This is a genomic window from Sutcliffiella cohnii (assembly GCF_002250055.1).
Taxonomy (GTDB): Bacteria; Bacillota; Bacilli; order Bacillales; family Bacillaceae_I; genus Sutcliffiella; species Sutcliffiella cohnii.
Window position 1 is genome coordinate 549294 of sequence record NZ_CP018866.1, and the last position, 24234, is coordinate 573527.

The following is a 24234-nucleotide window of genomic DNA, read 5'->3' on the forward strand; positions in this document are numbered from 1 at the left end:
ATTGTGATAGAATGTAAACTATATGAGATGCGATGACGTATTAAAGGAAGGTACATATGACGGAAGGAAACATTACAACGTTAAACTATGAAGGTAAACAAATAATCTTAATTGGTACTGCTCATGTTTCGAAAAAAAGTGCAGAAGAAGTAAAAGAGGTAATAGAACGAGAACAGCCTGATACTGTTTGTGTGGAGCTGGATGAGCCGAGATATCAATCGATTATGGCAGGCAATCAGTGGAAGGATATGGATATCTTTAAAGTCATTAAGGAGAAAAAAGCATCCCTTCTTTTAATGAATTTAGCCATTTCGTCCTTTCAAAAGCGGATGGCGAAAGAAATGGATATTAAGCCTGGTCAAGAAATGATTCAAGGAATTGAGTCAGCTAAAGAAATTGGTGCACAATTAGTGTTAGCGGACCGCAATATTCAAATTACGTTTGCTCGAATTTGGGGTAATATCGGCTTATTCGGTAAAGCAAAATTATTAATGCAAATTATTTATAGTATTTTTAGCAATGAAAAAGTATCGGAAGAAGATCTAGAAAAATTAAAATCGCAAGATATGTTAGATGCAATGTTGGAAGAGTTCACGGAATCTTTTCCTAAATTAAAGACGCCACTTATTGATGAACGAGATCAATATTTAGCTGAAAAAATTAAAAGAGCACCTGGAAATAAAGTTGTAGCTGTTTTAGGTGCGGCTCACGTGCCAGGTATACGGAAAGAAATCTTTAAAAAGCACGATTTAAAAGAATTAACAAAATTACCACCAAAATCGAAAGCGCCAAAAATAATCGGCTGGATGATTCCAATTCTTATTTTAGCTGTTATTGCGTATACATTTATTTCAAACCCTACAGCAGGGATGCAACAGACGATTAGCTGGATTTTATGGAATGGTTCCTTTTCGGCAATCGGAACAGCAATCGCCTTCGGTCACCCATTAGCTATTTTAACCGCCTTTTTTGCGGCACCTATAACATCACTGAACCCATTACTTGCAGCAGGCTGGTTCGCTGGATTAGTACAAGCGTTACTTCGTAGGCCTAGTGTTCGCGATTTTGAAAGATTATCAGAAGACGTTTATAGTGTGAAAGGCTTTTGGAATAATAAAGTAACTCGCATATTGTTAATTGTTGTATTGGCAAACTTAGGAAGCTCACTCGGTACACTAATCGGTGGAGCGGATGTTGTCCGCTTATTTTTAGAAAACTTATAATAACTAATAGTGAAAAGGCTGAGACAAAACTAATATAATCTTGATAAAAGACGAACGATTGTAGAATTAGCGGAGGAAATATACGTAGACTCCAGCGGGAGGAAAGGCATAGGTGAGACCCCGCAGTGCTTTAGCACGAGGAGGCTCACCAGCCGCCCGCGGAAAGCGAAGTATATTTCCGGAGCGGCTTATTTCCACTCTACTTTTTGTTCGTCTTTTACTTTGATAAAAATAGTTATGTCCCAACCTCTTTCACTTTTTTGTAACATGAGTCACATTAATAAAAGAATAAATATGGTATTATTTTGTTATCAAAAGAAACGTATTGGTGGTGCCTAATGTCATGAAAACAGTTTTAGTTGTTGGTGGAGGAATAACTGGTTTATCGGCAATGTGGGAGTTGCAAAAATGGAAAAAAGAAACGAACGCAGATGTACGTTTAATTTTGGCAGAAGCTTCGAATCAGCTTGGTGGTAAAATCCGGACGGTTGAAAATAACGATTTCATTATGGAAGCTGGAGCAGATTCCATTGTTGCTAGAAAAGCAAACAGTATGTCGTTTATAAAAGAGTTAGGGCTAGAAGATAGTGTCGTATACAATGCAACTGGCCGTTCCTTCTTATACAACGAAGGTTCATTAAAAGCAATTCCAGCTGATACAATTTTCGGAATCCCTTTATCGGTTGAATCATTAGCTACAACAGATTTAATCTCTGCAGAAGGAAAAGTTGCTGCGTTAAAAGATTTATATATAAAAAATGATACATTTACAAAAGATGATTCGATCGGAGATTTTTTAACGTATTTCTTAGGAGAAGAACTCGTTGAAAAGCAAATTGCACCAGTACTATCTGGAGTGTATTCAGGTGATTTGAAAGATTTAACGATTTCCTCTACACTACCTTATTTATTTGATTATAAAGAGGAATATGGAAGTATCATTAAAGGTTTAGAAGCGAATAAGAAAAAATTCCAAAGTGGCAGCGGGAGGAAATTCATCTCTTTTGAAGGTGGAATGGGTACTTTAATAGATACGTACGAACAGAAATTAGACGAAGTAGAAATTTGGAAAAACGAGCGAGTGACAAGTATCGATAAAAATGATGGGTATTATACGGTTTCTTTTCAAAATGGAGAAAAAGTAGAGGCTAACTATGTAATGTTAAGTGTTCCTCATAGTGTAACTGCTTCACTTTTAGCAGATAAATCCATTCAAGACGAGTTCCAATCATTTGAAAATAGCTCGCTAATAAGTGTATATGTTGGATATGATGTACCAGATTCTATACTACCTGCCGACGGTACTGGTTTTATTACGGTTGATACAGATGCCCTTTCTTGCAATGCTTGTACGTGGACAAGTCGTAAATGGACCCACACCTCTCAACAAGGCAATTTACTCGTTCGTCTTTTTTATAAAAGTAGTCATCCGTCCTTTCATTCGATAAAAGGAATGAATAAAGAACAATTACTACAAATTTCCCTCGAAGATGTGAAGAAAAGTTTAGGTATTACTGCAGACCCAGTTACTACCGAAATTACGGAATGGCTAAACAACATGCCAACGTACCAAATTACACATCCGCAAATAGTTTCATCACTAGAGGGAAAATTAGAAGCTACTTATCCAGGGATACTTTTAGCTGGGTGTTCCTATTATGGTGTAGGCATCCCTGACTGTATTGATAACGGGATGGTTCAAGCGAAAAAGATTATTGATACGTTTGAATGAAACTAGCGAAAAAACACGTAACTATATGTTGCGTGTTTTTTTATCGTTTACCAGGAAACTATATGAGTGGAAAGTTGTGGGTAACCACTAACTTTGTGTTACTACGTCTAGCTCCGTCGCTTAGGCCCTATTAAACTTCCCGTTCCGTCCGTACGATAAGTCAACATCGGCTCCTCCGTCGCCGTGTTTCCTTTATCTCCTACCGGAACAGTCCAGTTTGTATGGGCCAGAACGAAACGCCTGCGCTTTTGTTCTTCTATTCCTATCAAAATGCGCCTATATGAAAGCAACTTTAGTAACACGAATTATTAGGGAGCTAAATAAAATGAGTTTATTGATTGTATTACTTATAACATGATGTTATTATATGAAAGTGTTTTTTTAGTTAGGGAGGTAACTAATTTTGGAACGTAATATCGAAAAAAAGTTTGGATATCAAGTGGGAATGGTTGCCCATTTGTATCATAACTTATCAAACGAACGGCTAGCTCATTTTGACATAACAGTAGCTCAAGCGAGAGTATTATATATTTTAGTGCAGCACGGTCCACAAACTCAAGTAGAACTTCAACAGCAATTATATGTAAAAGCATCAACGATGACTGGGATTATCGATTCACTACTAAGCAAAAGCTTAATTGGAAAAGCAGATAGTGAACAGGATAAACGAGCAAAAATTATTACTGTTACAGATAAGGGGAAAGAACTAGATCAAAAAATTTGGGAAGATATGTCCGATATGGAAGAAAAAATATTGGCTGGATTCTCTAAAGAGGAATTAGCACTATTTAAATTTTGGCTAAGTAAAGTAAAAGATAACATATGTAAATTGAACGAGGGGGGAGAATAATGAATCCTAAACAACAAACGGAGCTATTAGGAAAACAAAAAATTACAACGTTGTTACGTAACCTTTCTATTCCTGCAATGATTGGTATGTTCGTGATGACATTGTACAACGTCGTAGATACTATTTTCATTTCTTATGGAGTTGGAATTGATGCAGTTGCCGGAACAACAATCGCCTTCCCGTTAATGATGATTGTCATGGCAGTATCCGCAGCATTAGGGATGGGAGGAGCTTCTGTTATCTCTCGTAGATTAGGAGAACAAAGAGGCGGAGAAGCTAATTTAGTATTCGGTAATATTATCTCCTTAATTATTATTGTAAGTATTATCGGACTTTTCATCGCATTTTTTGCATTAGAGCCTTTATTATTACTATTTGGGGCAACTCCTACGACTTTACCGTACGCGATGGAGTACATGTTCCCAATCATGTTTGGTACCTTTTTCTTTTCATTCGGATTTGCTGCGAATAATATTGTTCGCTCTGAAGGGAATGCCAAGTTTGCCATGTACACGATGATTGTCCCGGCAATTATTAATATTATACTAGACCCAATTTTTATTTTTGGTTTTAACATGGGGGTTCGTGGTGCAGCTATTGCAACAGTCATTTCCCAAATAGCAGTTACAGGGATGATTTTTCAATACTTTTTAGCAGGGAAAAGCTCTTTATCTCTACAGATGGAAAATTTAAAGTTGAAGTTTGGGATTGTAAAAGAAGTATTAGCAGTAGGTATGCCTGCATTCGTTCAACAAGCAGCGGGAAGCTTAATGATGATTGCGATTAATGCAATGCTTATCCAACATGGGAGCGAAATGTATGTTGGTATTTTTGGAATCATTCAACGTATTTTAATGTTTACTGTTATTCCGATTACCGGAATTATGCAAGGTATGATGCCGATTGTCGGATATAACTACGGGGCAAAGCAATTCGAACGGATGCGAGAAACGATTTGGATTACATTGAAAATCGTAACAGTATGTGCTGCTGTTATTTCGTTAATGTTAGTGTTTATACCTTCCCCGTTCTTACGTATTTTTACGTCTGATCCGACAGTCATAAAAGAAGGATCATTTGCGATGAGAATATTATTTATTACTTTTTTTGTAGTAGGGGTTCAAGTAGTTGCGGGTGGCCTCTATCAAGCATTAGGAAGACCAAAACCAGCTTTAATATTATCACTGTCGAGACAAATACTATTTTTAATTCCATTAGTATTAATATTACCTCAATTTTTTGGACTTATCGGTGTTTGGCTTGCGTTCCCAATCGCTGATATATTATCGTTTATTTTAGCGTCCGTATTGCTATATCGAGATCGTGATACTATTTTAGTAAAGGGTAAAAATGAAAGTGTGCACGAAGAAAACGAAAACGTTGTACTTCCATCATAAAAAAATGCTACAACCATAAAAGGTTGTAGCATTTTTTATCGGTATATATTACATAAATTCTATAATAACTTTTTTTAGCTCTTGTAATTCACTTGATGGAAAGTGCTTTTCTAATGTGTTCAACGTACTTTCAATTAGGAATTTTCGAGGTTTTTTTGCATCAATTAGTTCATCCTCAATAAATTCAACGAGTTCCACGTATTTCATTTCGTTTTCTCCGAGCTTTCCTTTTAGCGTTTCAATTTCCTCGCGTAAACGACGACGTAAGTTTTCGTGTTTATTTTGGTCTTTTGGAATCCAGTTATTTATTAATTCTGGCTCGAACAATTGACTTTTTGTCCGGTAAGATTCTTCAATGATATGAACGATTTTGTCTACTGTAAACTGTACTACAAGTTGTAAGTTATCATTCTTTCCATGTGCTAAAGCTTCGTAACGTAAATTTTGATGAAGTAAACCCATGAACATAATGGCTCCATCTAATAAATAGGCTTTTTTTTGTTCTCCGAAAATATCAATAAACCGATTGAACACCCAATTGATTGTTTTTATTTGAACACCAGTTATAAATTGTTTTAGCTCTTCATCCTTCGAGAAAAAAGCTTCTTCGAATAAAGGAAGAACACGATTAGCTCTGTTTTTTCTTAACTGAAATTCCATTTGTTGTATAAAAGGGTCGAGAGATGTACGATCTTTCCCGTTTAAAATGGCTTCCCGCTCTTTTTCTAAATCAACGTAAAGAGATGTAAAAACTTCTTTAAATAATTCATTCTTAGATGAAAAATAATTATAAAAGGTACCTTTTGAAATTCCGCTAGCGTCTAATATGTCTTGAATGGACGTAGTATGGAAACCTTTATTTATAAATAGTTGATGAGCTACTTTTATAACATGTAGTTTTCGTTCGTTCATATAATCACCTTTCATCTAAATTGAACTATTAGTACAAAAATAATAGTACATGATTTTCTTCATCAGTACAAACACTAATTTAATCAGAAGATTTACCAATTGAAATAATTGAACTAATGGTATATTATATAGTTTATATAACGTAAGTATAAATAATGAACTTTAAGTATAGGGGGAAATTACATGGACCAATCCATAAAAGAGACTTCGCGTCCTCCATATGGAATCCTCACCGTGTTAATGATTGGGGCTTTTATTGCTTTTTTAAATAATACTTTACTAAATATTGCTTTACCGTCGATAATGGTTGATTTGAATGTAGAGCCTTCAACCGTCCAATGGTTAGCTACTGGATTTATGCTTGTCAATGGAGTATTAGTTCCGATGACAGCTTTTTTAATTCAAAAGTATTCTGTCCGTCATTTATTTTTAGTGGCAATGGGCTTATTTACGATAGGGACAATAGTTGCAGGAGCAGCTCATATTTTTCCTATTTTATTAACAGGTAGAATGTTGCAGGCAGCTGGTTCTGCCATTATGATGCCTCTTTTAATGAACGTAATGTTAGTAAGTTTCCCTGTTGAACGTAGAGGTTCTGCTATGGGGATGTTTGGACTAATTATGATGGCAGCTCCAGCAATTGGACCGACTTTGTCAGGGTGGATTGTTCAAAACTATGATTGGAGAATGCTCTTTCATTTCTTAACTCCAATTGCCATAATCGTTGTCTTAATAGGGTATTTCTTATTAAAAGATAAAAAACAAAAAGTAAATTTGAAATTAGATATTTTCTCGCTTGTCTTATCAAGTATTGGGTTTGGAGGAATTCTTTACGGATTCAGTGCAGCTGGTAATGCTGGATGGGGAAGCCCGCAAGTATACTTAACCATTATTGTCGGTGCAATAGCTTTACTATGGTTTATACTACGCCAATCTTACCAAAAGAAACCAATGTTAAACTTCGGTGTGTATCGATACCCAATGTTTGCTCTTTCTTCTGTTATTACGATGGTCCTTAACATGGCGATGTTTTCTGGGATGCTATTATTACCTATCTATGTTCAAACAATACGTGGAATTGACCCATTTGAAGCAGGATTAATGCTTTTACCGGGTGCTTTAGCAATGGCCTTTATGTCACCAATTACAGGAAAGCTATTCGATAAATTTGGTGGAAAAGTGTTAGCAATCAGTGGTATTACGATTCTTGTTGTTACAACGTATTATTTAAGTGAGTTAACGATGGAAACGACATACGGGTTTTTAATGGTTCTTCACGCAATCCGAATGTTTGGTATTTCGATGGTAATGATGCCTGTTTCTACAAATGGTTTAAATCAATTACCTAGAAGCTTTTACCCACACGGAACAGCGATGAATAATACATTGAACCAAGTTTCAGGTGCCATTGGAACGGCGTTACTCGTTACAGTAATGGCAAACAGAAGTGTAACACACGGAAATGTTATGATGGAAAAAGCTGTAGGTGATCTAGGAAGCCAACCGTCGGGAGCGGCATTAGCAGCATTAGAGCAAGAGGTTTCCATGCTAGCAACGTTAGAGGGAATTAATGATGCGTTTTTTGTAGCAACTTGCATTTCTGTTGTTGCGCTAGTTTTAGCCTTCTTCATCAAACGTGCAAAACCGATGGAAGAGCCAGATACAAATCCTGAGGGCCAAAAAGAAGAAGCAAAAAAAGTTCAAGCCAAGTTAGTAGAGGTTAAATAAGGAAAAGCGATGTGGATTCTACATCGCTTTTTTTAGTTAATAGGAGCAGCACAGTATAACTTCCAAATATTTGAAGAAAATAAAAGTGGAATTATTGGAATATGATAATTAGGAGAAAATAATGCACTTTATATTTAACGGTTTATTTTTTATTGCTGGAGTAATATGGGGAGATTGGAAAAGGTGGAGACTTTATTATCCAACTATCCTTTTTCTTATTTGTGTAGATTTGTTGAAAAACTTCCTTTTCTATAACTATTCTATGTGGACATACGAAGAAACATTTTTTGGCGAGACTATATTACAAAACCACACATTTATCAATTTGATGATTATGGTAATTGTTTATCCAGCAACTGTTTTAATATATCTTGGACGCTTTCCACAAAAAAGACAAAACCAATTTTTCTGGATTTTATTTTGGATCGTTACATATTGGGTTGTCGAGTACGTCAATTTAAACTACTTAAATTTAATCAATCATTATAACGGTTGGAATATGAAATGGTCATTTCTATTTCTTATTGTCATGTTTGTCATGTTAAAGATTCACCACAAAAATCCATTATTAGCTTGGGCATTATCTATCCTTTTCATTTTATTTTTATGGAATGTTTTTGATATATCAGTTGAAATATTAAAATGAAACCTTCCTAAAAGTATTGTTTTTAATCGAAAATCTACTTTAGCCTTCATAAAAAAACTCACCAGATGGTGAGCTTTTTTAATTATGATGATCAAACACCATTTGTTCGTAAACTTTATTGTATAAATGCTCAATATCATGGTCTGTCATGTAAGCAAATGTAAGTGGGTCTGTTCCTTTCATTAACTCAAGAAATTCGATCATGTTTTTCCGTTCAACTCTACTCATTTTTTATATTCCTCCTTAAGTTGTATTAATACAGTTATATTATAATTTATTTTATTATATAACAGAATATTCGAAAATGGTACACATTTTATAAAAATTTTTCCGTAATTTTTTTCGTATGTTATATTGGTGATGGAAAGAATAAGTTTTTAGGAGAAATATATATGCAAGAACAGTACTATGATCAATTATTAAATATTGAAACATCAGAGGTGCAAAAAGGATTTCACTCTTCCTTCCATTATCATCGATATGAGCCTACACCCTATGAGGCGCTTGTATTATTCTTCGAGCAATATTCGTTAACGAACAAAGACCGTATTATTGATTTTGGTTGTGGAAAGGGTCGGTTGAACTTTTTTGTGCATCATTTTTTTGGTACCAGAGCAACAGGTATTGAAATGGACGAAACGTTTTATAAAGAAGCCCTTCAAAATAGGCGGAAATATTGGTTAAAAAGAAGAGAAATCGGCGACCAAATTCAGTTTTTTCAATGTTTAGCTGAAAACTATTCAATAAGTAAAGAAGACAATGTTTTTTATTTCTTTAATCCTTTCACCGTTCAAATATTTATGAAAGTAGTAAGAAATATATTAGCTTCATATGAGGTGGAACCGCGTAAACTTGATATCATTCTTTATTATCCTGCAAACGAATATACGTATTATTTAGAAGAACAGACTCCTTTTTACTTATTTCAAGAAGTACTGTTACCTCGTTACGAACATAACCCGTATGAAAAGTTTTTAATTTATCGATTAGATTGTTAAAGAGGTTGGGACATAACTATTTTAATCAAAGTAAAAAACGAACAAAAATACTCGGGGAAAACCCGCTCCGGAAATATACTTCGCTTTCCGCGGGCGTGTCTAGTTACGGCGGCTTGGCCCTCGAGACATAAGCCAGTCACTTCCGTTGGGCAAAGAGCGCCCAACTGCAGCGCCTGTCTTATGCTTGTCGGGCCAGGTCGAGCCGCCTTCACTTTTCGTAGCTGGTGAGCCTCCTCGTGCTGCGCACTGCGGGGTCTCACCTATGCCTTTCCTCCCGCAGTCTTTCATGTATTACAAGCTATACACCACAGAGAATGAAAATGGTTTTTGCGTGGCTATACTAATGCTACGGCTGGATGAGGAAGGTCGTGACTCCTTGGTGTGTGTGAGCCCTCCCCGCAGTCTGACTCCTTCGACCACGGTGCATCACAGATTGTTGCTCCCTTTATGGGAAGCACTCATGGTAGATTAACCCTATTCTGGTTGTTGCACCAGCCTCAAAACTTCTTCGCCGTAGAAAGGATGTTTTCAATGGAAGTAATCATTGAGAATGCTTGTGGTATGGATGTCCACAAGGATAGCATTACTGCATGTGCCATTACAGCAAAAGGAAAGGAGATTGAAACTTTTTCAACTAAAACTATATATCTTATAGAGTTGGTGGACTGGGTTAAGAAACACAACTGTACCCATGTGGCGATGGAAAGTACAAGTGTCTACTGGAAACCTATTGTCAATTTACTAGAAGCAGAAGGTATTGAATTTCTAGTTGTGAATGCTCAACATATTAAAGCTGTTCCTGGGCGTAAAACCGATGTGAAAGATGCCGAATGGATTGCCAAATTACTTCGTCACGGTTTACTTAAAGCTAGTTATATTCCTGACCGAAATCAGCGAGAATTACGTGAACTTGTGCGTTATCGTCGTAGCATAATTGAAGAACGTGCCAGACAATATAATCGGATTCAAAAAGTGTTAGAAGGAGCTAATATCAAGCTTGGCTCTGTTGTTTCTGACATTATGGGAGTTTCTTCTCGTGATATGCTTCGATCCATAGCGGAAGGGAATGAAGACCTTGAAGAGTTAACAAACTTTGCGAGAGGAAGAATGAAAAATAAAAAAGATGAATTGAAACTCGCACTTCAAGGGTATATTCAAGAACATCAACGATTTATGATAAAAACGATTATGGATCATATCGATTTCCTAACTGAGCAAATCGATAAACTAGACAAAGAGATAGAAAAAAGGATGGAAGACGATCAAGAAGACATAGATCGTTTAGATTCCATTCCTGGCATTGGAAGAAAAATGGCGGAACAAATGCTTGCAGAAATTGGTCCAAATATAAAAGAGCAATTCCCGACTGCACCCCAACTATGTTCATGGGCGGGTTTAGTTCCAGGAAATAACCAAAGTGCTGGAAAACGTAAGTCATCCAAAACGATGAAAGGAAACAAATATCTTAAATCAGCACTCATTGAAGCAGCTCATTCTGTTCGAGGGTCTAAAAACTACCTTGGTGCACTTTACCGTCGGACTGCTTCACGTAAAGGTAAAAAGCGTGCAGCAGTTGTTGTAGCCCATGCGATGTTACGAATCTCCTATTATCTCTTAACACGAAAGGAAATGTACGTAGATCTAGGAGAAGACTACTTCGATAAGCAAAGACAACAGTCCATTGTTAGACATTCACTACGAAGATTAGAAAATTTAGGCTACACCGTGACACTAGTTGAACCAAAAGTTTCATAAAGCGATCCCAAAAAGTCGATAGATTTTTGAGTATGACGCTCTCCTCAAAAAACAAGAATAAGCTGCGTCTAATTTAGTATTGCCATTTTTCCATATTTTAGTGTTATATTTTCATGGTAGGAGTCTACGTATATTTCCTCCGCTAAACCTGCAATATTTCGTCTTTTGAGGTGATTACATTAGTCTTGACTCAGCCTCTTTAACTATTGAAAGTTATGTATTAATGAATAGCCGGTATTTTAATTTTTACGGAGAATTGTTCATCTTTGTAGGTGAAATCAAGTAATCCGTTATATTGCTGGACGGTTGAATGAATTATTTTAGTGCCGAGTCCTTCATGGTTGCCACCTTTCGTTGTTTCACCGTACTTATCATAAAGACGATCTAAAACATTTGAAGTTAATGGCAATGAGTTATTTTTGCATATTAATATGTAAAGTCCGCTTCTTTTATAAAATTGTAAAGATAGGAGTGGCTGCTCCTCTCTTTCCTTTAGCCAATCTTCACATGCTTCTACACTATTTGTGAGTAAATTACTAATGAGTGCCACTGTATCCTTATCGGTAAGCGGTAAAGAGGATATAGGAACATCTAAATCATAATAGACAGAACAACCTATACTTGTAGCTCGTTTATACATTTGGTGTAAAACAGCTGCGACTACTCCTGTTTCTCCTTTAATGGAGAGGTTAGTTTCCTCATAACTATCTACTAACGAATCTAAGTACGTTTTAGCTTCTGAATTGCTTCCTTTTTCTAACATATAATGAATAGCGGAAATATGCTTTAAAAAGTCGTGCCGTTCACTACGCAGAATGCGAAACGTTTCATTTAGACGTGTTTGTTGAGCTTCAAACTGTTGAACTTCTTTTCGTACTAAATTCCTTTCTCTGGCAGCCTGCACTTTCCCAATTTCAATTAATATAAAAACAATAAGGAGTGTAGTAGTAAAAACAGTAGTTGGTATTAATAGACAAAATGAAACAATGAAAATTTGACCTAAACTAAATACTATATTTATCGTTGATTTCCAGTTTGGAACTGTTGGTTTTATGACGATAAGACAAATATATGTTAGGACAAATAGTAAAGCTGTGACAGTGTATAAAATAAGATCATTTAAAATTAATGATAGTAGTCCGTATGTAAGTATCGTTGCTAAAAACGACATAAACCCCCAATACAAAAATTGAGTCTTCAAGCGTAATCCATCCTTTAAAAATAATATTCTTGTAAAAAGTTGACTTTCTCCTTCGTTATCATTGCTTTTTGCTCTATTCCATCAAATGAGACTACGTAGGAATTTTTTGCGTAAAGTGAAAAGTTTTTAACGTAATGAATGTTTATAATAAAGGAACGGTGTGAGCGGATAAAGTCACGTTCTCTTAGTTCACCTTCCAATTCATTGAGTGTTAAATACGTCGTTATCGCTTCTGCTTTCGTGTATATCGTTGTGGAGCGACCTGACCGTTCAATGAAAATGATGTCCTTTTTTTGTAAAATATGAATATCGTTTTTTTGTTTAAGGTAAAGTCTGCCAGTAATTTCTGCTGACTTCGTCTTTTCTAAAAGGCGTTCAACGGATTTAATTAATCTTTCTTTCGGGTATGGTTTCATAATATAATCATGCACATTTAATTCAAAAGCATGGACCGCGTAGCCACTTGTCCCCGTTACGAAAATGACCGTAATATTCAGTGCGTGTGTATGAATGATATCTGCTAGTTCATAACCAGACAGATTAGGCATTTCAATGTCAGCGATTAATACATCAATGTCTTCTTTTTTTATATGCTCATATGCTTTATCGGCAGATGTTGTAGCAAATATAATTTCGATATTAGGGATCGTCTGTACGATAGCATGCAATTTATCTAAGTCTATTTGTCTATCATCTACTAGTCCAACCTTCATGTTATCCCCGCTTTCTTTCAGACAAAGCCGTTTCCATTTATTATCTCTACATCTCATTATAAAGGAAATATTTGACCTTTTCACGACATGAAATGGAACTTTTACGACATGAAGGGGGAATAATTTCTCATTTCTTAGTATGATTACAGCATACAAAGGAAGAGGTGGAGGAAAGAATGATAGAAATACAAAATATAACGAAAACATTTCAAGATAAAAAGAAATACGTAACGGCATTAAATCACGTCTCTCTATCAATCTCTAAAGGTCAAGTGGTAGGGTTGTTAGGTGAAAATGGAGCAGGTAAAACTACGCTGTTACGATCAGTAGCAACGTTGTTGGCACCAACAGAAGGGAATATTACTGTAGCTAACTTTGACACTGTGAAGGAAGCGAATGAAATTAAACGAAAAATAGGAGTACTATTCGGTGGAGAGACTGGCCTTTATGACCGTCTTACTGCTAAAGAGAACTTAGAATACTTCGCGATGTTGTACGGGTTAAGTAAACATGAAACTAAGGTGCGAATTGAGACCTTAGCAAAAATGTTTGGAATGAAAGATTATTTAAATCGTAAAGTTGGCGGTTTTTCTAAAGGGATGCGTCAAAAGGTAGCGATTGCTCGAACGTTAATTCATAATCCGGAAATTATTTTATTTGATGAACCGACAACCGGTCTTGATATAACATCATCCAATGTGTTTCGTCAGTTAGTACATCAGCTGAAACGAGAAGGGAAAACAATTATTTTCTCGAGTCATATTATGGATGAAGTTTCGCTACTTTGCGATTCAGTCGCAATGATTCACAAAGGTGAACTCGTCTATTACGGTGATTTAGACGAACTGTACCGTAAAGAAGGTACAAATGATCTAAACTATATCTTTATGAGTAAGCTAGTAAGGGGGAACGATACAAATGCTTCGTAATATATATTTAAAAGAGATAAAAGATAGTTTTAGAGATAGACGAACGTTGTTATTAACCGTTCTGTTGCCACTAGTTATGATGACAGGGTTAACTTTCTTTTACGAAAGCTTAATGTCTGATGGCGATGGCGATGTTTATAATTTAGCAGTTTCTGAAGCTATCAGTGAAGAAGAGAAAGCGATATTACAAGGATATGAAAATATAAAAATAATACTAGTTCAAAATCCAGAGGAGATGGTACAGGAAGGGGAAGCACATGCGGCGCTCCTTTTTGAAGAAGGATTTATTGAAAAAATAAATAATGGAGATGAAGCGGGAGTGACTATATTAGGAGATTCCTTTAGTCAAAAATCATCTTTTCTTATGAATCTTGTGTCGTCTGCTCTTACTGTTCTTGAAAAAGATGTGATATCAACCCGTCTTACTACGTTAGGATTGGACACACAATTAGTACAGCCAATTAGTGTACATTATCAAGAGCTTGCAGAGGATAATACGAGTGCTAATCTTTTAGCGATGTTAATTCCGTTAATTTTAGCATTAGCAATTGGGGTAGGTGCAGGTCCAGCTGCTTCTGATTTATTCGCTGGTGAGAAAGAACGAAAAACGATGGAAGCATTATTAATGACACCGGTAAAAAGGTCAACATTGTTGTTAGCTAAATGGCTAACCATATCAACAATCGGCGCTCTAACAGGGATCATAACGTTATTAGTAGTTTCAATCGAAATTTATTTCTTTACGGAAAATTTAAAACAGTCTTTATCTGGACACGAAAATCTCCTATTAATTATGGGAATTGCAATTGTCATCGCCATCGTGTATGCAATGTTAGTAGCGTCCATTTTAATGGTTACGAGTATTGCGGCAAAAACGGTAAAAGAATCACAAAGTTATAGTTCGCCAATTATGATGTTAACGGTGTTCCCGTTAATGATTATTACTGGGATAGGTGTAAATGAGTTAGCTTTTCATCATTTTGCGATTCCGATTTTAAATTTGTTTAGTTTATTGAAGGAGTTAATTGTTGGAGTTGTAAATTACGAGCATATATTCATTACGATTGGAAGTAATATCATTTGTTTAGCTATTTTATTTGTTGTAGGTAGAATTATGTTTTTGAAAGATAAGTGGGTAATGAATTGATAGAATGTAGGGGGGCTGTCCTAAAAGTCAGTAGAAACTGACTTTTAGGACTTTTTTTGTTCGTTATCCTTATAAGGAGTCTAAAAATATCATTGGTTGATAGTACAAATTTTTCATTATGTGTAGTTTGCACAGATGTTGGTTTAATCGTATTAATAGAGGAAGAGCACTGTATATACGTATATTGAACCAACTATCTGAATGAAATCTATTCAAACAAAACAGTGGAAAAACGATAAGGTTTCTCCACTGTTTTGAGACTTATTAGACAGCCTCTTTTTATTTTTATATTTAAAAAGTGTCTGACTTGAGCTGAAAATTGCTTATATGGAACAGTATAGGTGAGAAGTGGAACACAACTGATAAGAAATGGAATAGAAATGATAGTAACTGGAACAGGTGAGGGTCAAATCAAAGGTAAATATATGTTGAATTCGTCTTTTTCTTGCAAGTCACAATGTTGAAACAAAAAAGTAATACTCTCCTCTTTTTTAGTGGCAGAATTGGAGTAAACTAAAGGATGAAAAGAGTTTTTTGGTAAGAAGGTGTGAAAGGTTGCGTTTATTATATATCGTTGTTATCGTTGCGTTTATTGATACTTTTTCACAGTTACCAATTATTGCGCCGTTTGCAGTGAGTGTTGGAGCCACTCCGTTAATAGTAGGTATCGTAATTGGGATGTACTCGTTTTCTAACATAGTCGGTAACATAATCTCCGGGTTGTTAATCGATAGAATTGGAGCGAAGGTTATTCTTTGGATTGGGATGGTGGCGGTAGGTATCGTCTTGTTCTTTTATTCTTTAGTAACAACACCTACTGAACTATTGATTGTTCGTTTTTTACACGGCCTAGTAGGGGGGTTGATCGTCCCGGCTGCATTCGTATTAATTAGTACGATGAAAAAGCGAGATGTGAAAAAAGGGAAAGCGATGGCATATTCAGGAGCGGCTGTTGGTGTTGCAGCAATTATTGGTCCTGCACTCGGTGGAGTGTTAACAAGTAAATTTGGATACGATGCTTTATTTTATTTAATCTCCACGCTAATGGTTGTATTCGGTATGTTTACGTTATTTTTTATTAAGTATGAAAAGGTGGATTCGAAATTAAAAACAAGTAAAGAAGGAAGTAACTTTAAATTAGTAACACCTTTAATTCATTCGTATTTGTCGATATTTATATTATTGTTTACGTTAGGATTATTAACGTATACTTTACCGCTAAAGGTAGAAAGTTTGTTATTGAATTCGAGTACTACCGGAATATTGTTAAGTGTGTTCGGTATTGTAGCCATTTTATTTTTCTTATTACCAACTAATAAATTGTACGATCAAGCGAGAAAGTCAGTTTTAATGAAAATTGGGTTATTTTTAATCGCCCTATCGTTAGTTGCCTTATCATTGTCTAATGGGATATTAACTTTACTTCTATCGATGGCCGTTTTTGGAATTGGCTTTGCTTATATTTTCCCATCAACTAGTGCGACAGTGATGGAGTATTCAGGAGAATCTAGACAAGGAATAGCATTCGGGATTTTTTATTCGTGCTTTTCTTTAGGAGTTGTAACGGGATCTTTCGTTGCGGGGCTTTTAGCATTACAAGCCAATGAGTTATTCAGATTCGGTTCGATAACTGTTGTATCTATTGTATTTATCTTTATGTTCATTACAAGCAAAAAGAAAAAGCAAGCATTGGACAATTAAATGTCTATGCTTGCTTTTTTTTAGTAATAAAAATTGTAAGGCGAGAATTACACGCCTAATTTCACTTTCAATTTGTCTAGCATATCGACTGTCATTTTTTCTAAGTCGTACTCTGCCTTGAAGCCCCATTCTTCTTTTGCAGATGTGCAATCGATAGAATTAGGCCAGCTATCTGCAATCGTTTGACGAACAGGGTCTACATTATAATCAATTCTAAAGTTAGGAATATGCTTACGTATTTCTGCCGCAATTTGTTCAGGTTCAAAGCTCATTGCTGTTACGTTAAATGAGTTACGATGACTTAATGCTGCTGGATCTGCTTCCATTAAATCGACAATTGCGTTTAAAGCGTCTGGCATATACATCATGTCCATATACGTGTTTTTATCAATATAGGAAGTATATTTACCGTTTTTGAGCGCTTCATAATAAATTTCTACCGCATAATCAGTCGTACCACCACCTGGAGGAGCAACGTAAGAAATTAAACCAGGGAAACGAAGTCCACGTGTGTCTACACCGAATTTATGATAATAGTAGTCGCATAATAATTCTCCAGCTACTTTATTGACACCGTACATAGTAGTTGGACGTTGAATCGTATCTTGTGGTGTTAAATCTTTCGGTGTCATTGGACCGAATGCTCCAATAGAACTTGGAGTGAAAAATTGTGTATTTAGTTCACGTGCAACTTCAAGAGCGTTTACTAATCCGCCCATATTTAAATTCCATGCAAGTAGCGGTTTCGCTTCCGCTGTAGCAGATAGTAGTGCTGCTAAATGGACTACTGTATCCACGTCATATTTTTTCGCGATATGAAACATTCCTTTTGCGTCCGTAACGTCTAATATTTCAAACGGTCCGCTCTTTACAACATCACTGCCGTTATCACGTATGTCTGTAGCGATAACGTTCGTATCACCATAAATGTCCCTTAATTTCATCGTTAGCTCTGATCCAATTTGTCCAAGCGCTCCGGTTAATAATATTTTCTTCATTATTGATTTCCCCCAAATAAAACGATTAAATGATGTTTAATTCTTTACCAACCTTTTCGTAAATAGAGATAGCTTCGTCTAACATTTCTTTCGTATGAGCTGCAGTTGGCATGTTGCGAACACGTCCTGTTCCTTGTGGTACTGTTGGGAAGACGATTGATTTTGCATACACACCTTCTTCATAGAGACGTTTACTGAAAGTTTGTGTTAATGTTTCATCCCCAATAATACAAGGAGTAATCGGAGTTTCGCTGTCGCCAATATTAAAGCCTAAATCTTTCAATCCTTTTTTCAAGTAATCACCATTTTCCCATAGGCGATCATGAAGCTCTGTGCTTTCCATTAATATTTCAAGTGAACGAATACATGCCGCAATATCAGCTGGTGGTAATGAAGTAGAAAAAAGAAATGGTCTACTTCTTACTTTTAACCAATCAATTAATTCTTGTTTACCAGCAACGTATCCACCTACGACACCGATCGCTTTCGATAGTGTGCCAATTTGGAAGTCTACCTTATCAGAAAGTCCGAAATGTTTAACTGTGCCTGCACCTTTACCTAATACACCAGATCCATGTGCATCATCTACGTATGTGATGAGGTCGAATTCTTCTGCAATTTCTACGATTTCTGGTAGTTTCGCAACGTCACCATCCATAGAGAACACGCCATCTGTAATGACCATAATTTTGTTATATTGCCCAGATTCTTTAGCTGCCTTTGCTTTAGCTCTTAAATCATCCATGTCAGAGTGATTGAAGCGAATGATTTTTGCTTTCGATAAACGGCATCCATCAATAATAGAAGCATGGTTTAGTTCGTCAGAAAGGATTGCGTCGTTTTTATCCATTACTGCAGATATAGCAGCCATATTACAATTGAACCCAGACTGGTAAGCGATAGCAGCTTCTGTATGTTTAAATTTTGCAATTGTATCTTCAAGCTTCGTGTGAAGAGAAAGTGTCCCGTTAATAGTACGTACTGCTCCGGCTCCAACCCCGAATTCTTCAATTGCTTTTGTAGCAACTTCTTTTAATCTTTCATCTGTAGCTAAACCTAAATAGTTGTTAGAGGAAAGGTTAATTAATTCTTTCCCGTTAATTTTAATTTTTGAACCGTTAGGACTTTCCAATGGATCAATGACGTTATATAAGCCTTTCCCTTTTAAATCATCAAGATGGTGTTGTAAAAATTGATCTAATACATTACTAGACATTTAATGAGCCTCCTTATTATGAATAAAACGCTTACCTGTTTATTGTGTAAGGATAAGTGTTTTTATGTAGTGTACACTTTATTTTTGTAAAAACCTTATTATATAAAGTATTATACAACATTATATTCATATGTGCTACTTTAATTGTTTGTCTACAAAAGACACAAGACTTATCCTTATAACAGTTAGAGTGTGCAATCAACTATGTCTAATACTCTGAACATATAAGAATAAGACTGTTTCCACATTATGAAAGTGGTAACAGTCTTATGGAAAGTTCTACTCTTCAAGTGCTTTTTTGGCTAATAGGGATAGAGTAATATCATCGGATGGGGGATTATGCAATCCAGCACGTACATCACGATAATAACGTTGTAAAGGGGAAGATAATTGTAAGCTTTGTGCGCCAACTATTCTCATAGCTTCATCGACAATTTCGATTGCTGAGTTTGTTACAGTATATTTCACTGCTGCAAGCTCTTCGATAAGTTCTTCTCTTTTTGTCGGGTGTTCATCCCATTTTCTAGCGACACTATATAAAAAATGGCGTGCCGTCATTAATTTGACGTCCATTTTTCCGATTCTTTCTCTAACTTTTGGAACTTCCTTAATTGGATGTGGCAAACTGTTAGGTTGATATTCTTTTGCGAATTTGACTGCTTCATTTCTTGCTGCAATAGCAATACCTAAATAGCATGCAGGGATGTGTAAAAGCCAACCTTGTGGTTTATTTTGACGTACTACTTTCGTTTGAATTAAGGCATCTTCTGTCACTATAACGTTATCTAATAGTAAATCATCACTTCGCGTTGCTCGCATGCTCATCGTTTCCCAAGTTTCTTCAATCGATAAGCCTTTCACATCTCGAGGAAGTATAAATTCTCCAACATCACCCGTCTCTTCAATAGTGGCCGAGATGATAAAATAATCTAATATAGGTGCTAAAGATGCAAATGATTTACGACCATTTATAATCCAGTTACCGTCCACATTTTTAGCGGTAGTAGTTGGCTTTCCACCTCTAGCAGGGCTGCCCGTTTCTTTTTCAGAATGTGCACTGTTAAGAAGTTTTTGATGTTCGACAACTTCCTTACAAATGTGTTCGAACGTTTGCTTTGGCCAAGGTCTGTACGTAGCAACGTTCATAAGTATTCCTAAATGCCAGCCAAGACATAAGGCGGTTGGACCATCTCCTTGGGCAATGGTTTCTTGTAGCAAAAGAAAATCGTAGAGACCGCCACCTTTGCCACCATATTCTTTTGGAATAGTTAAATCTAAAAGTTGTGCTTTTTTAATATCAGCGAAATTATCGAAAGGAAAAGCCGCTTGCTCATCATGAAAAGCTGCTCTTTCAGAAAAGATTTGTGCAAGTTGACTTGCTTTTTCAACTAATTCGGATTGTGATTTTGTGGTGGAAAAATTAGTTATGCCGTTCATTTTAACACGAGTCTCCTCTCATTTATTCTAAACTTGAAAGATGTTTATACTTGTTTGTGAATTACTTCAAATAAAATAATCAATTCATTTTTCTGAGTTTATCTTATCATATCAGTTGGATGCATATGGAATTTTAAGCTTTCATTATTACACATGAAGATGTGGGCTAGTAACGAAAACTAGATTATACTATTTGTAAGAGAAACAAGAATAAGAATGGGAGTGGAAGAATGAATAAAACATTGGCAGCAGTTGGATGCTTCTTTATTTTTATATCGGCGTTTTTATTTGGTGTAAAACATATAACAGCTGCGATTACAATTTCTTATGTTAATAGTGTTCAAACGAATTACTTTGCTGGAGGCTATGAATCAATTGAAACGGGTATTACTTTTTGGACGATATTATCATTATTATTCGGGTTACTGTTATTAGTTTATAGTTTGTGGGGGAATGTAAGAAAATTACGTGGGACTAAATAATTATTTTATATTGTTGTAATGGAAAGGCGTGAATTTGTGTGATTGTAGTAATTGGAGCTGGTGTAGTCGGTGCTTCCGCAGCATATCACTTAGCGAAGGCAGGAGCAGACGTAACTGTCATTGATCGATTCGATCGGGGGCAGGCAACAGATGCTGCAGCAGGTATTGTTTGTCCATGGCTTTCACAACGTCGCAATAAAGCATGGTATGAATTAGTGAAAGGTGGCGCCCGTCATTATCCACAATTAATAAAACAATTAAAAGCAGATGGAGAAACAGAAACGGGCTATAAGCAAGTTGGTGCTATTAGTATTCATTCTGATATAGAAAAATTAGAGAAAATGGCAGAAAGAGCGAGAACTCGTCGGGAAGATGCACCGGAAATAGGTGAGATAAAAATACTATCTCCTGAGGAAACGAAAAAACTATTTCCACCTATAAGCGAAGAGTACGGTTCTGTTTATGTTAGTGGAGGAGCAAGAGTAAACGGACGTGCATTACGAGATGCCCTTATTAGAGCGGCGCAAAAAAATGGTGCGAAGTTTATAAACGGAGATGCAAGTCTTGTAATAGATGAAGATGAAATAAAAGGTGTAAAAGTTAATAGTATGGAGCTAGAAGTTGAAAAAGTAATAATTACAGCAGGAGCTTGGGCAAAAGAGCTTTTTCAATCACATCGTATTAATTTTGATGTCACTCCTCAAAAAGCACAAATTGTACATTTAGAAATAGAGGATGAAACGACGAACGATTGGCCGGTTGTCATGCCGCCGAATAATCAATACATGTTAACTTTCAAAGATGGAAAGGTTGTAATTGGGGCCACTCATGAAGATGATGTCGGTTTTGACACACGTGTGACGGCAGGTGGGTTAAATGAAATATTTTCAAAGGCACTTCAAGTTGCACCAGGTCTTTCAGAGGCAACAGTAGTAGAAACTCGGGTCGGTTTTCGTCCATTTACCCCTGGCTTTCTTCCAATTATCGGTGAAGTCCCAACGATAAAAGGAGCATTTGTCGTGAACGGATTAGGAGCATCAGGCTTAACAAGCGGTCCATATTTAGGAAGCGAGATTGCTAAGCTTACACTAGGAGAGCCATTAGAAATAGATATTAGTCTATATGAAGTCGGTAATGCTTTTATGTAAAAAAACGGTGTTTGCCAAAAGGGCTAACACCGTTTTTTATTTGGTTCGGTAGAAAGGCAGCTTCCCTTGTTATACCAATATAAAAATGATATACTTACCTAGGTAAGTAATTAGTAGTAAAGGTGTTGGAACGAGAAAATGGAAGATAGTCTTCAATTGTTTCATAAAATTCATCAGTTATCACGAAAAGTAATGAAAGATAATAATCAAATTTTACAGCCGTTCTCCATTTATAGTGGGCAATGGACTGTTTTGTACGTTTTGAAAACACAAGGTACCCAAACAATTTCCGAGCTTTCGGATTATTTATCGGTTGAAGCGCCACCGATGACTAGAATGATACAACGGTTAGAAAAGCAAGGATATGTAGTTCGGACAACAGGAGAGGATAAGCGAGTCAAACGTATTCAGCTTACCGAAAAAGCATTGCTAGAATATCCTAAATGGGAAGAAGCTATTGCGAAAAGAAAAGAGGAAATCATGAGTAATTTATCATCAAAAGAAGAGCTGCTTACGCTGTTAAATGAAATGTTAGAGCAGATTAACACCAAAAAGTAAGGAGGGAAAATGGATGGAAACACAAAAACTATGGACAAAAAGTTTTATTTCTGTTGCATTGAGTAACTTTTTTGCATTTGTAGCTTTTTATTATTTATTAGTCATTTTCCCTGTATACGCAATTACGGAATATAAAACTAGTGAAACGATTGCTGGATTATTTGTCACGGTATTTATTCTTTCCGCTATTATTATACGACCAATCGCAGGGAGATGGATTAATACACTTGGGAAAAGGAAAGTATTAATGATGTCTCTCCTTCTATTTTTTATAGGATCACTACTCTATACGTTTATAGAATCGGTCACGGGATTATTAATTCTTCGATTTTTTCATGGGATTGGGTTTGGGATGATCACAACAATTATGGGAGCGATTGTTGCAGATATAATTCCTGAAAAGCGTAGAGGAGAAGGAATGGGATATTATGCATTAACGATGAACTTAGCGATGGTTATTGGTCCGTTTTTAGGTTTAACTGCGATTCAAAATTGGGGTATGAATACGACATTCCTTATAAGTGTAATCTTTTCATTCCTAGCTCTTTTAATAGGTATTAACTTATTGTTTGAACAAAAAGGGATGACGAATGCAAAATCAGAAAAAGAGGTTGGAAGCTTTAAAATCGGTGATCTGTTTGAAGGAAGTGCAGTCCGAATTTCGCTAGTTGCAGCATTTTTTGCGGTAACTCATGCTTCAATCCTTTCGTTTGTTTCCGTTTATGCTGCCGAAATAGGCTTAGTAAAAGCGGGTAGTTATTTTTTCGTTGTTTATGCAGTAGTACTTTTAATATCACGTCCGTTTACGGGAAAATGGTATGACCGTTATGGTGAGAACGCAATAATATATCCTTCCTTACTATTATTTGCTGTAGGCTTATTTTTATTAAGTTCTGCTGATTCAGCTTTCCTTTTCTTACTATCAGCCGCGTTTATTGGTCTTGGGTGGGGAACCACTTTTCCAAGCTTACAAACGATTGCGATTGCCCAATCACCACCACATAAGCGTGGGCTTGCAACGGCAACGTTCCTTTCTATATTCGATTTAGGAATTGCTTTCGGTTCGTTTGCTGTTGGTGTTATTGGAGCGGCGTACGGGTTTGGCTTATTGTATCTCGTAAACTCGTTTTACGTATTTATAGGTATAGCAGTTTACTATGTATTACATGGTAAAATAAGTGCTCTTTTAAGAAAAAAAGAGGCTAACAGTATTATAGAATAAGATCAAAAAGTCTATTTTTAATGTTCGTTAAAAATAGACTTTTTTGACGTTTATATCCCTAAAAAAATGTTTTGAGTTTATCTTAACTAAAAATAGGGTACAGAAAAATACGGTAAGAAAGCAAAAGTGAGTATTCCAATCTATTTGTAAGTATTTATATATCTACTACCTGTAATTTTTATATGTTCTAAGAAAATGGAAGGATATCATGAAAAACAATGGAATACCGCATTTTATTTAA

22 protein-coding genes are annotated in these 24234 nt (G+C 36.0%); 15 read left to right on the top strand and 7 right to left on the bottom strand.

The features are described 5' to 3' along the window. The first annotated feature begins 56 nt into the window (after nt 1–56). The 4 genes from BC6307_RS02530 (at nt 57) to BC6307_RS02545 (ending at nt 5202) form a co-directional block, all read left to right on the top strand. Nucleotides 57–1223, top strand: a complete 1167-nt coding sequence (locus BC6307_RS02530) for a TraB/GumN family protein (protein WP_066421887.1) — start codon at nt 57–59, stop codon at nt 1221–1223. A gap of 343 nt (nt 1224–1566) precedes the next feature. After that, nucleotides 1567–2955, top strand: a complete 1389-nt coding sequence (gene hemG, locus BC6307_RS02535) for a protoporphyrinogen oxidase (RefSeq protein ID WP_066422037.1) — start codon at nt 1567–1569, stop codon at nt 2953–2955. 403 nt (nt 2956–3358) lie between these two features. Further along, nucleotides 3359–3805: a MarR family winged helix-turn-helix transcriptional regulator gene (locus BC6307_RS02540; RefSeq protein WP_066421758.1), complete on the top strand. Its 447-nt coding sequence runs from the start codon at nt 3359–3361 to the stop codon at nt 3803–3805. Next, the gene (locus tag BC6307_RS02545; protein ID WP_066421760.1) at nt 3805–5202 is read left to right on the top strand and encodes an MATE family efflux transporter; all 1398 of its coding nucleotides are present in this window, start codon (nt 3805–3807) and stop codon (nt 5200–5202) included. Before BC6307_RS02540 ends, BC6307_RS02545 begins: the two co-directional genes overlap by 1 nt. A 48-nt stretch (nt 5203–5250) precedes the next feature. Here the strand turns inward: BC6307_RS02545 and BC6307_RS02550 are convergent, their stop codons facing one another. After that, a complete protein-coding gene (locus tag BC6307_RS02550) occupies nt 5251–6114 on the bottom strand; it encodes a TetR/AcrR family transcriptional regulator (RefSeq protein WP_066421763.1) in 864 nt (287 codons plus the stop codon). A gap of 183 nt (nt 6115–6297) precedes the next feature. Between BC6307_RS02550 and BC6307_RS02555 the strand changes: the two genes are divergently transcribed. Together BC6307_RS02555 and BC6307_RS02560 are read left to right on the top strand one after the other, a co-directional pair. After that, entirely contained in the window at nt 6298–7842 is a 1545-nt protein-coding gene (locus BC6307_RS02555; RefSeq protein ID WP_066421770.1) for a DHA2 family efflux MFS transporter permease subunit, read from the top strand. Nucleotides 7843–7963: 121 nt separating this feature from the next. After that, entirely contained in the window at nt 7964–8488 is a 525-nt protein-coding gene (locus BC6307_RS02560) for a CBO0543 family protein (protein WP_066421773.1), read from the top strand. 78 nt (nt 8489–8566) lie between these two features. Here the strand turns inward: BC6307_RS02560 and BC6307_RS02565 are convergent, their stop codons facing one another. Further along, nucleotides 8567–8716 (bottom strand): BH0509 family protein, encoded by a 150-nt coding sequence (locus tag BC6307_RS02565; protein WP_066421776.1) that lies wholly within the window; start codon nt 8714–8716, stop codon nt 8567–8569. Between the two features lie 164 nt (nt 8717–8880). Here BC6307_RS02565 and BC6307_RS02570 point away from each other — a divergent pair, with 164 nt between their 5' ends. Both BC6307_RS02570 and BC6307_RS02580 read left to right on the top strand, forming a co-directional pair. Beyond that, entirely contained in the window at nt 8881–9486 is a 606-nt protein-coding gene (locus BC6307_RS02570) for a class I SAM-dependent methyltransferase (protein WP_066421779.1), read from the top strand. Nucleotides 9487–10017: 531 nt separating this feature from the next. Continuing rightward, nucleotides 10018–11241, top strand: a complete 1224-nt coding sequence (locus BC6307_RS02580) for an IS110 family RNA-guided transposase (RefSeq protein WP_066422047.1) — start codon at nt 10018–10020, stop codon at nt 11239–11241. A gap of 220 nt (nt 11242–11461) precedes the next feature. On the opposite strand, the gene BC6307_RS02585 is transcribed toward BC6307_RS02580, so the two are convergent. Continuing rightward, nucleotides 11462–12442, bottom strand: coding sequence for a sensor histidine kinase (locus tag BC6307_RS02585; protein WP_235858269.1), 981 nt, complete (start codon nt 12440–12442; stop codon nt 11462–11464). A gap of 14 nt (nt 12443–12456) precedes the next feature. Continuing rightward, on the bottom strand, nt 12457–13155 hold the full coding sequence (locus BC6307_RS02590; protein ID WP_066420312.1) for a LytR/AlgR family response regulator transcription factor: 699 nt from the start codon (nt 13153–13155) through the stop codon (nt 12457–12459). 176 nt (nt 13156–13331) lie between these two features. Between BC6307_RS02590 and BC6307_RS02595 the strand changes: the two genes are divergently transcribed. The 3 genes from BC6307_RS02595 to BC6307_RS02605 all read left to right on the top strand — a co-directional run bounded on the left by BC6307_RS02595 (nt 13332) and on the right by BC6307_RS02605 (nt 16932). Next, entirely contained in the window at nt 13332–14084 is a 753-nt protein-coding gene (locus BC6307_RS02595; protein ID WP_066420313.1) for an ATP-binding cassette domain-containing protein, read from the top strand. Next, nucleotides 14074–15231, top strand: a complete 1158-nt coding sequence (locus BC6307_RS02600) for an ABC transporter permease (RefSeq protein WP_066420314.1) — start codon at nt 14074–14076, stop codon at nt 15229–15231. Before BC6307_RS02595 ends, BC6307_RS02600 begins: the two co-directional genes overlap by 11 nt. 555 nt (nt 15232–15786) lie before the next feature. Beyond that, nucleotides 15787–16932 (top strand): MFS transporter, encoded by a 1146-nt coding sequence (locus BC6307_RS02605; protein WP_066420315.1) that lies wholly within the window; start codon nt 15787–15789, stop codon nt 16930–16932. A 47-nt stretch (nt 16933–16979) separates the two neighbouring features. Here BC6307_RS02605 and BC6307_RS02610 read toward each other — a convergent pair whose 3' ends face one another. The 3 genes from BC6307_RS02610 to BC6307_RS02620 all read right to left on the bottom strand — a co-directional run bounded on the left by BC6307_RS02610 (nt 16980) and on the right by BC6307_RS02620 (nt 20583). Beyond that, nucleotides 16980–17930, bottom strand: a complete 951-nt coding sequence (locus BC6307_RS02610; RefSeq protein ID WP_066420317.1) for an L-threonine 3-dehydrogenase — start codon at nt 17928–17930, stop codon at nt 16980–16982. A 25-nt stretch (nt 17931–17955) separates the two neighbouring features. Then, nucleotides 17956–19146 carry a glycine C-acetyltransferase gene (locus BC6307_RS02615; RefSeq protein WP_066420318.1) on the bottom strand — a complete coding sequence of 397 codons (1191 nt, stop codon included), beginning with the start codon at nt 19144–19146 and terminating at the stop codon, nt 17956–17958. A gap of 279 nt (nt 19147–19425) precedes the next feature. Further along, nucleotides 19426–20583: an acyl-CoA dehydrogenase family protein gene (locus BC6307_RS02620; protein ID WP_066420319.1), complete on the bottom strand. Its 1158-nt coding sequence runs from the start codon at nt 20581–20583 to the stop codon at nt 19426–19428. A 230-nt stretch (nt 20584–20813) separates the two neighbouring features. Here BC6307_RS02620 and BC6307_RS02625 point away from each other — a divergent pair, with 230 nt between their 5' ends. From BC6307_RS02625 to BC6307_RS02640, 4 genes are all read left to right on the top strand, one after another. Further along, on the top strand, nt 20814–21065 hold the full coding sequence (locus BC6307_RS02625) for a hypothetical protein (protein WP_066420320.1): 252 nt from the start codon (nt 20814–20816) through the stop codon (nt 21063–21065). A gap of 38 nt (nt 21066–21103) precedes the next feature. Then, the gene (locus BC6307_RS02630; RefSeq protein ID WP_412766338.1) at nt 21104–22213 is read left to right on the top strand and encodes an NAD(P)/FAD-dependent oxidoreductase; all 1110 of its coding nucleotides are present in this window, start codon (nt 21104–21106) and stop codon (nt 22211–22213) included. A gap of 138 nt (nt 22214–22351) precedes the next feature. Further along, nucleotides 22352–22771: a MarR family winged helix-turn-helix transcriptional regulator gene (locus BC6307_RS02635; protein ID WP_066420322.1), complete on the top strand. Its 420-nt coding sequence runs from the start codon at nt 22352–22354 to the stop codon at nt 22769–22771. Between the two features lie 13 nt (nt 22772–22784). Then, nucleotides 22785–23993 carry an MFS transporter gene (locus tag BC6307_RS02640; RefSeq protein WP_066420323.1) on the top strand — a complete coding sequence of 403 codons (1209 nt, stop codon included), beginning with the start codon at nt 22785–22787 and terminating at the stop codon, nt 23991–23993. The last annotated feature ends 241 nt before the right edge of the window (nt 23994–24234 follow it).

Excerpts from the sequence above, each read along its gene's own strand:
- BC6307_RS02550 (WP_066421763.1), bottom strand. The coding sequence starts at position 6,114 with ATGAACGAACGAAAACTACATGTTATAAAAGTAGCTCATCAACTATTT.
- BC6307_RS02570 (WP_066421779.1), top strand. The coding sequence starts at position 8,881 with ATGCAAGAACAGTACTATGATCAATTATTAAATATTGAAACATCAGAG.
- BC6307_RS02595 (WP_066420313.1), top strand. The coding sequence starts at position 13,332 with ATGATAGAAATACAAAATATAACGAAAACATTTCAAGATAAAAAGAAA.
- BC6307_RS02635 (WP_066420322.1), top strand. The coding sequence starts at position 22,352 with ATGGAAGATAGTCTTCAATTGTTTCATAAAATTCATCAGTTATCACGA.
- BC6307_RS02600 (WP_066420314.1), top strand. The coding sequence starts at position 14,074 with ATGCTTCGTAATATATATTTAAAAGAGATAAAAGATAGTTTTAGAGAT.
- BC6307_RS02625 (WP_066420320.1), top strand. The coding sequence starts at position 20,814 with ATGAATAAAACATTGGCAGCAGTTGGATGCTTCTTTATTTTTATATCG.
- BC6307_RS02580 (WP_066422047.1), top strand. The coding sequence starts at position 10,018 with ATGGAAGTAATCATTGAGAATGCTTGTGGTATGGATGTCCACAAGGAT.
- BC6307_RS02560 (WP_066421773.1), top strand. The coding sequence starts at position 7,964 with ATGCACTTTATATTTAACGGTTTATTTTTTATTGCTGGAGTAATATGG.
- BC6307_RS02610 (WP_066420317.1), bottom strand. The coding sequence starts at position 17,930 with ATGAAGAAAATATTATTAACCGGAGCGCTTGGACAAATTGGATCAGAG.
- BC6307_RS02590 (WP_066420312.1), bottom strand. The coding sequence starts at position 13,155 with ATGAAGGTTGGACTAGTAGATGATAGACAAATAGACTTAGATAAATTG.
- BC6307_RS02640 (WP_066420323.1), top strand. The coding sequence starts at position 22,785 with ATGGAAACACAAAAACTATGGACAAAAAGTTTTATTTCTGTTGCATTG.
- BC6307_RS02615 (WP_066420318.1), bottom strand. The coding sequence starts at position 19,146 with ATGTCTAGTAATGTATTAGATCAATTTTTACAACACCATCTTGATGAT.
- BC6307_RS02620 (WP_066420319.1), bottom strand. The coding sequence starts at position 20,583 with ATGAACGGCATAACTAATTTTTCCACCACAAAATCACAATCCGAATTA.
- BC6307_RS02555 (WP_066421770.1), top strand. The coding sequence starts at position 6,298 with ATGGACCAATCCATAAAAGAGACTTCGCGTCCTCCATATGGAATCCTC.
- hemG (WP_066422037.1), top strand. The coding sequence starts at position 1,567 with ATGAAAACAGTTTTAGTTGTTGGTGGAGGAATAACTGGTTTATCGGCA.
- BC6307_RS02530 (WP_066421887.1), top strand. The coding sequence starts at position 57 with ATGACGGAAGGAAACATTACAACGTTAAACTATGAAGGTAAACAAATA.
- BC6307_RS02565 (WP_066421776.1), bottom strand. The coding sequence starts at position 8,716 with ATGAGTAGAGTTGAACGGAAAAACATGATCGAATTTCTTGAGTTAATG.
- BC6307_RS02545 (WP_066421760.1), top strand. The coding sequence starts at position 3,805 with ATGAATCCTAAACAACAAACGGAGCTATTAGGAAAACAAAAAATTACA.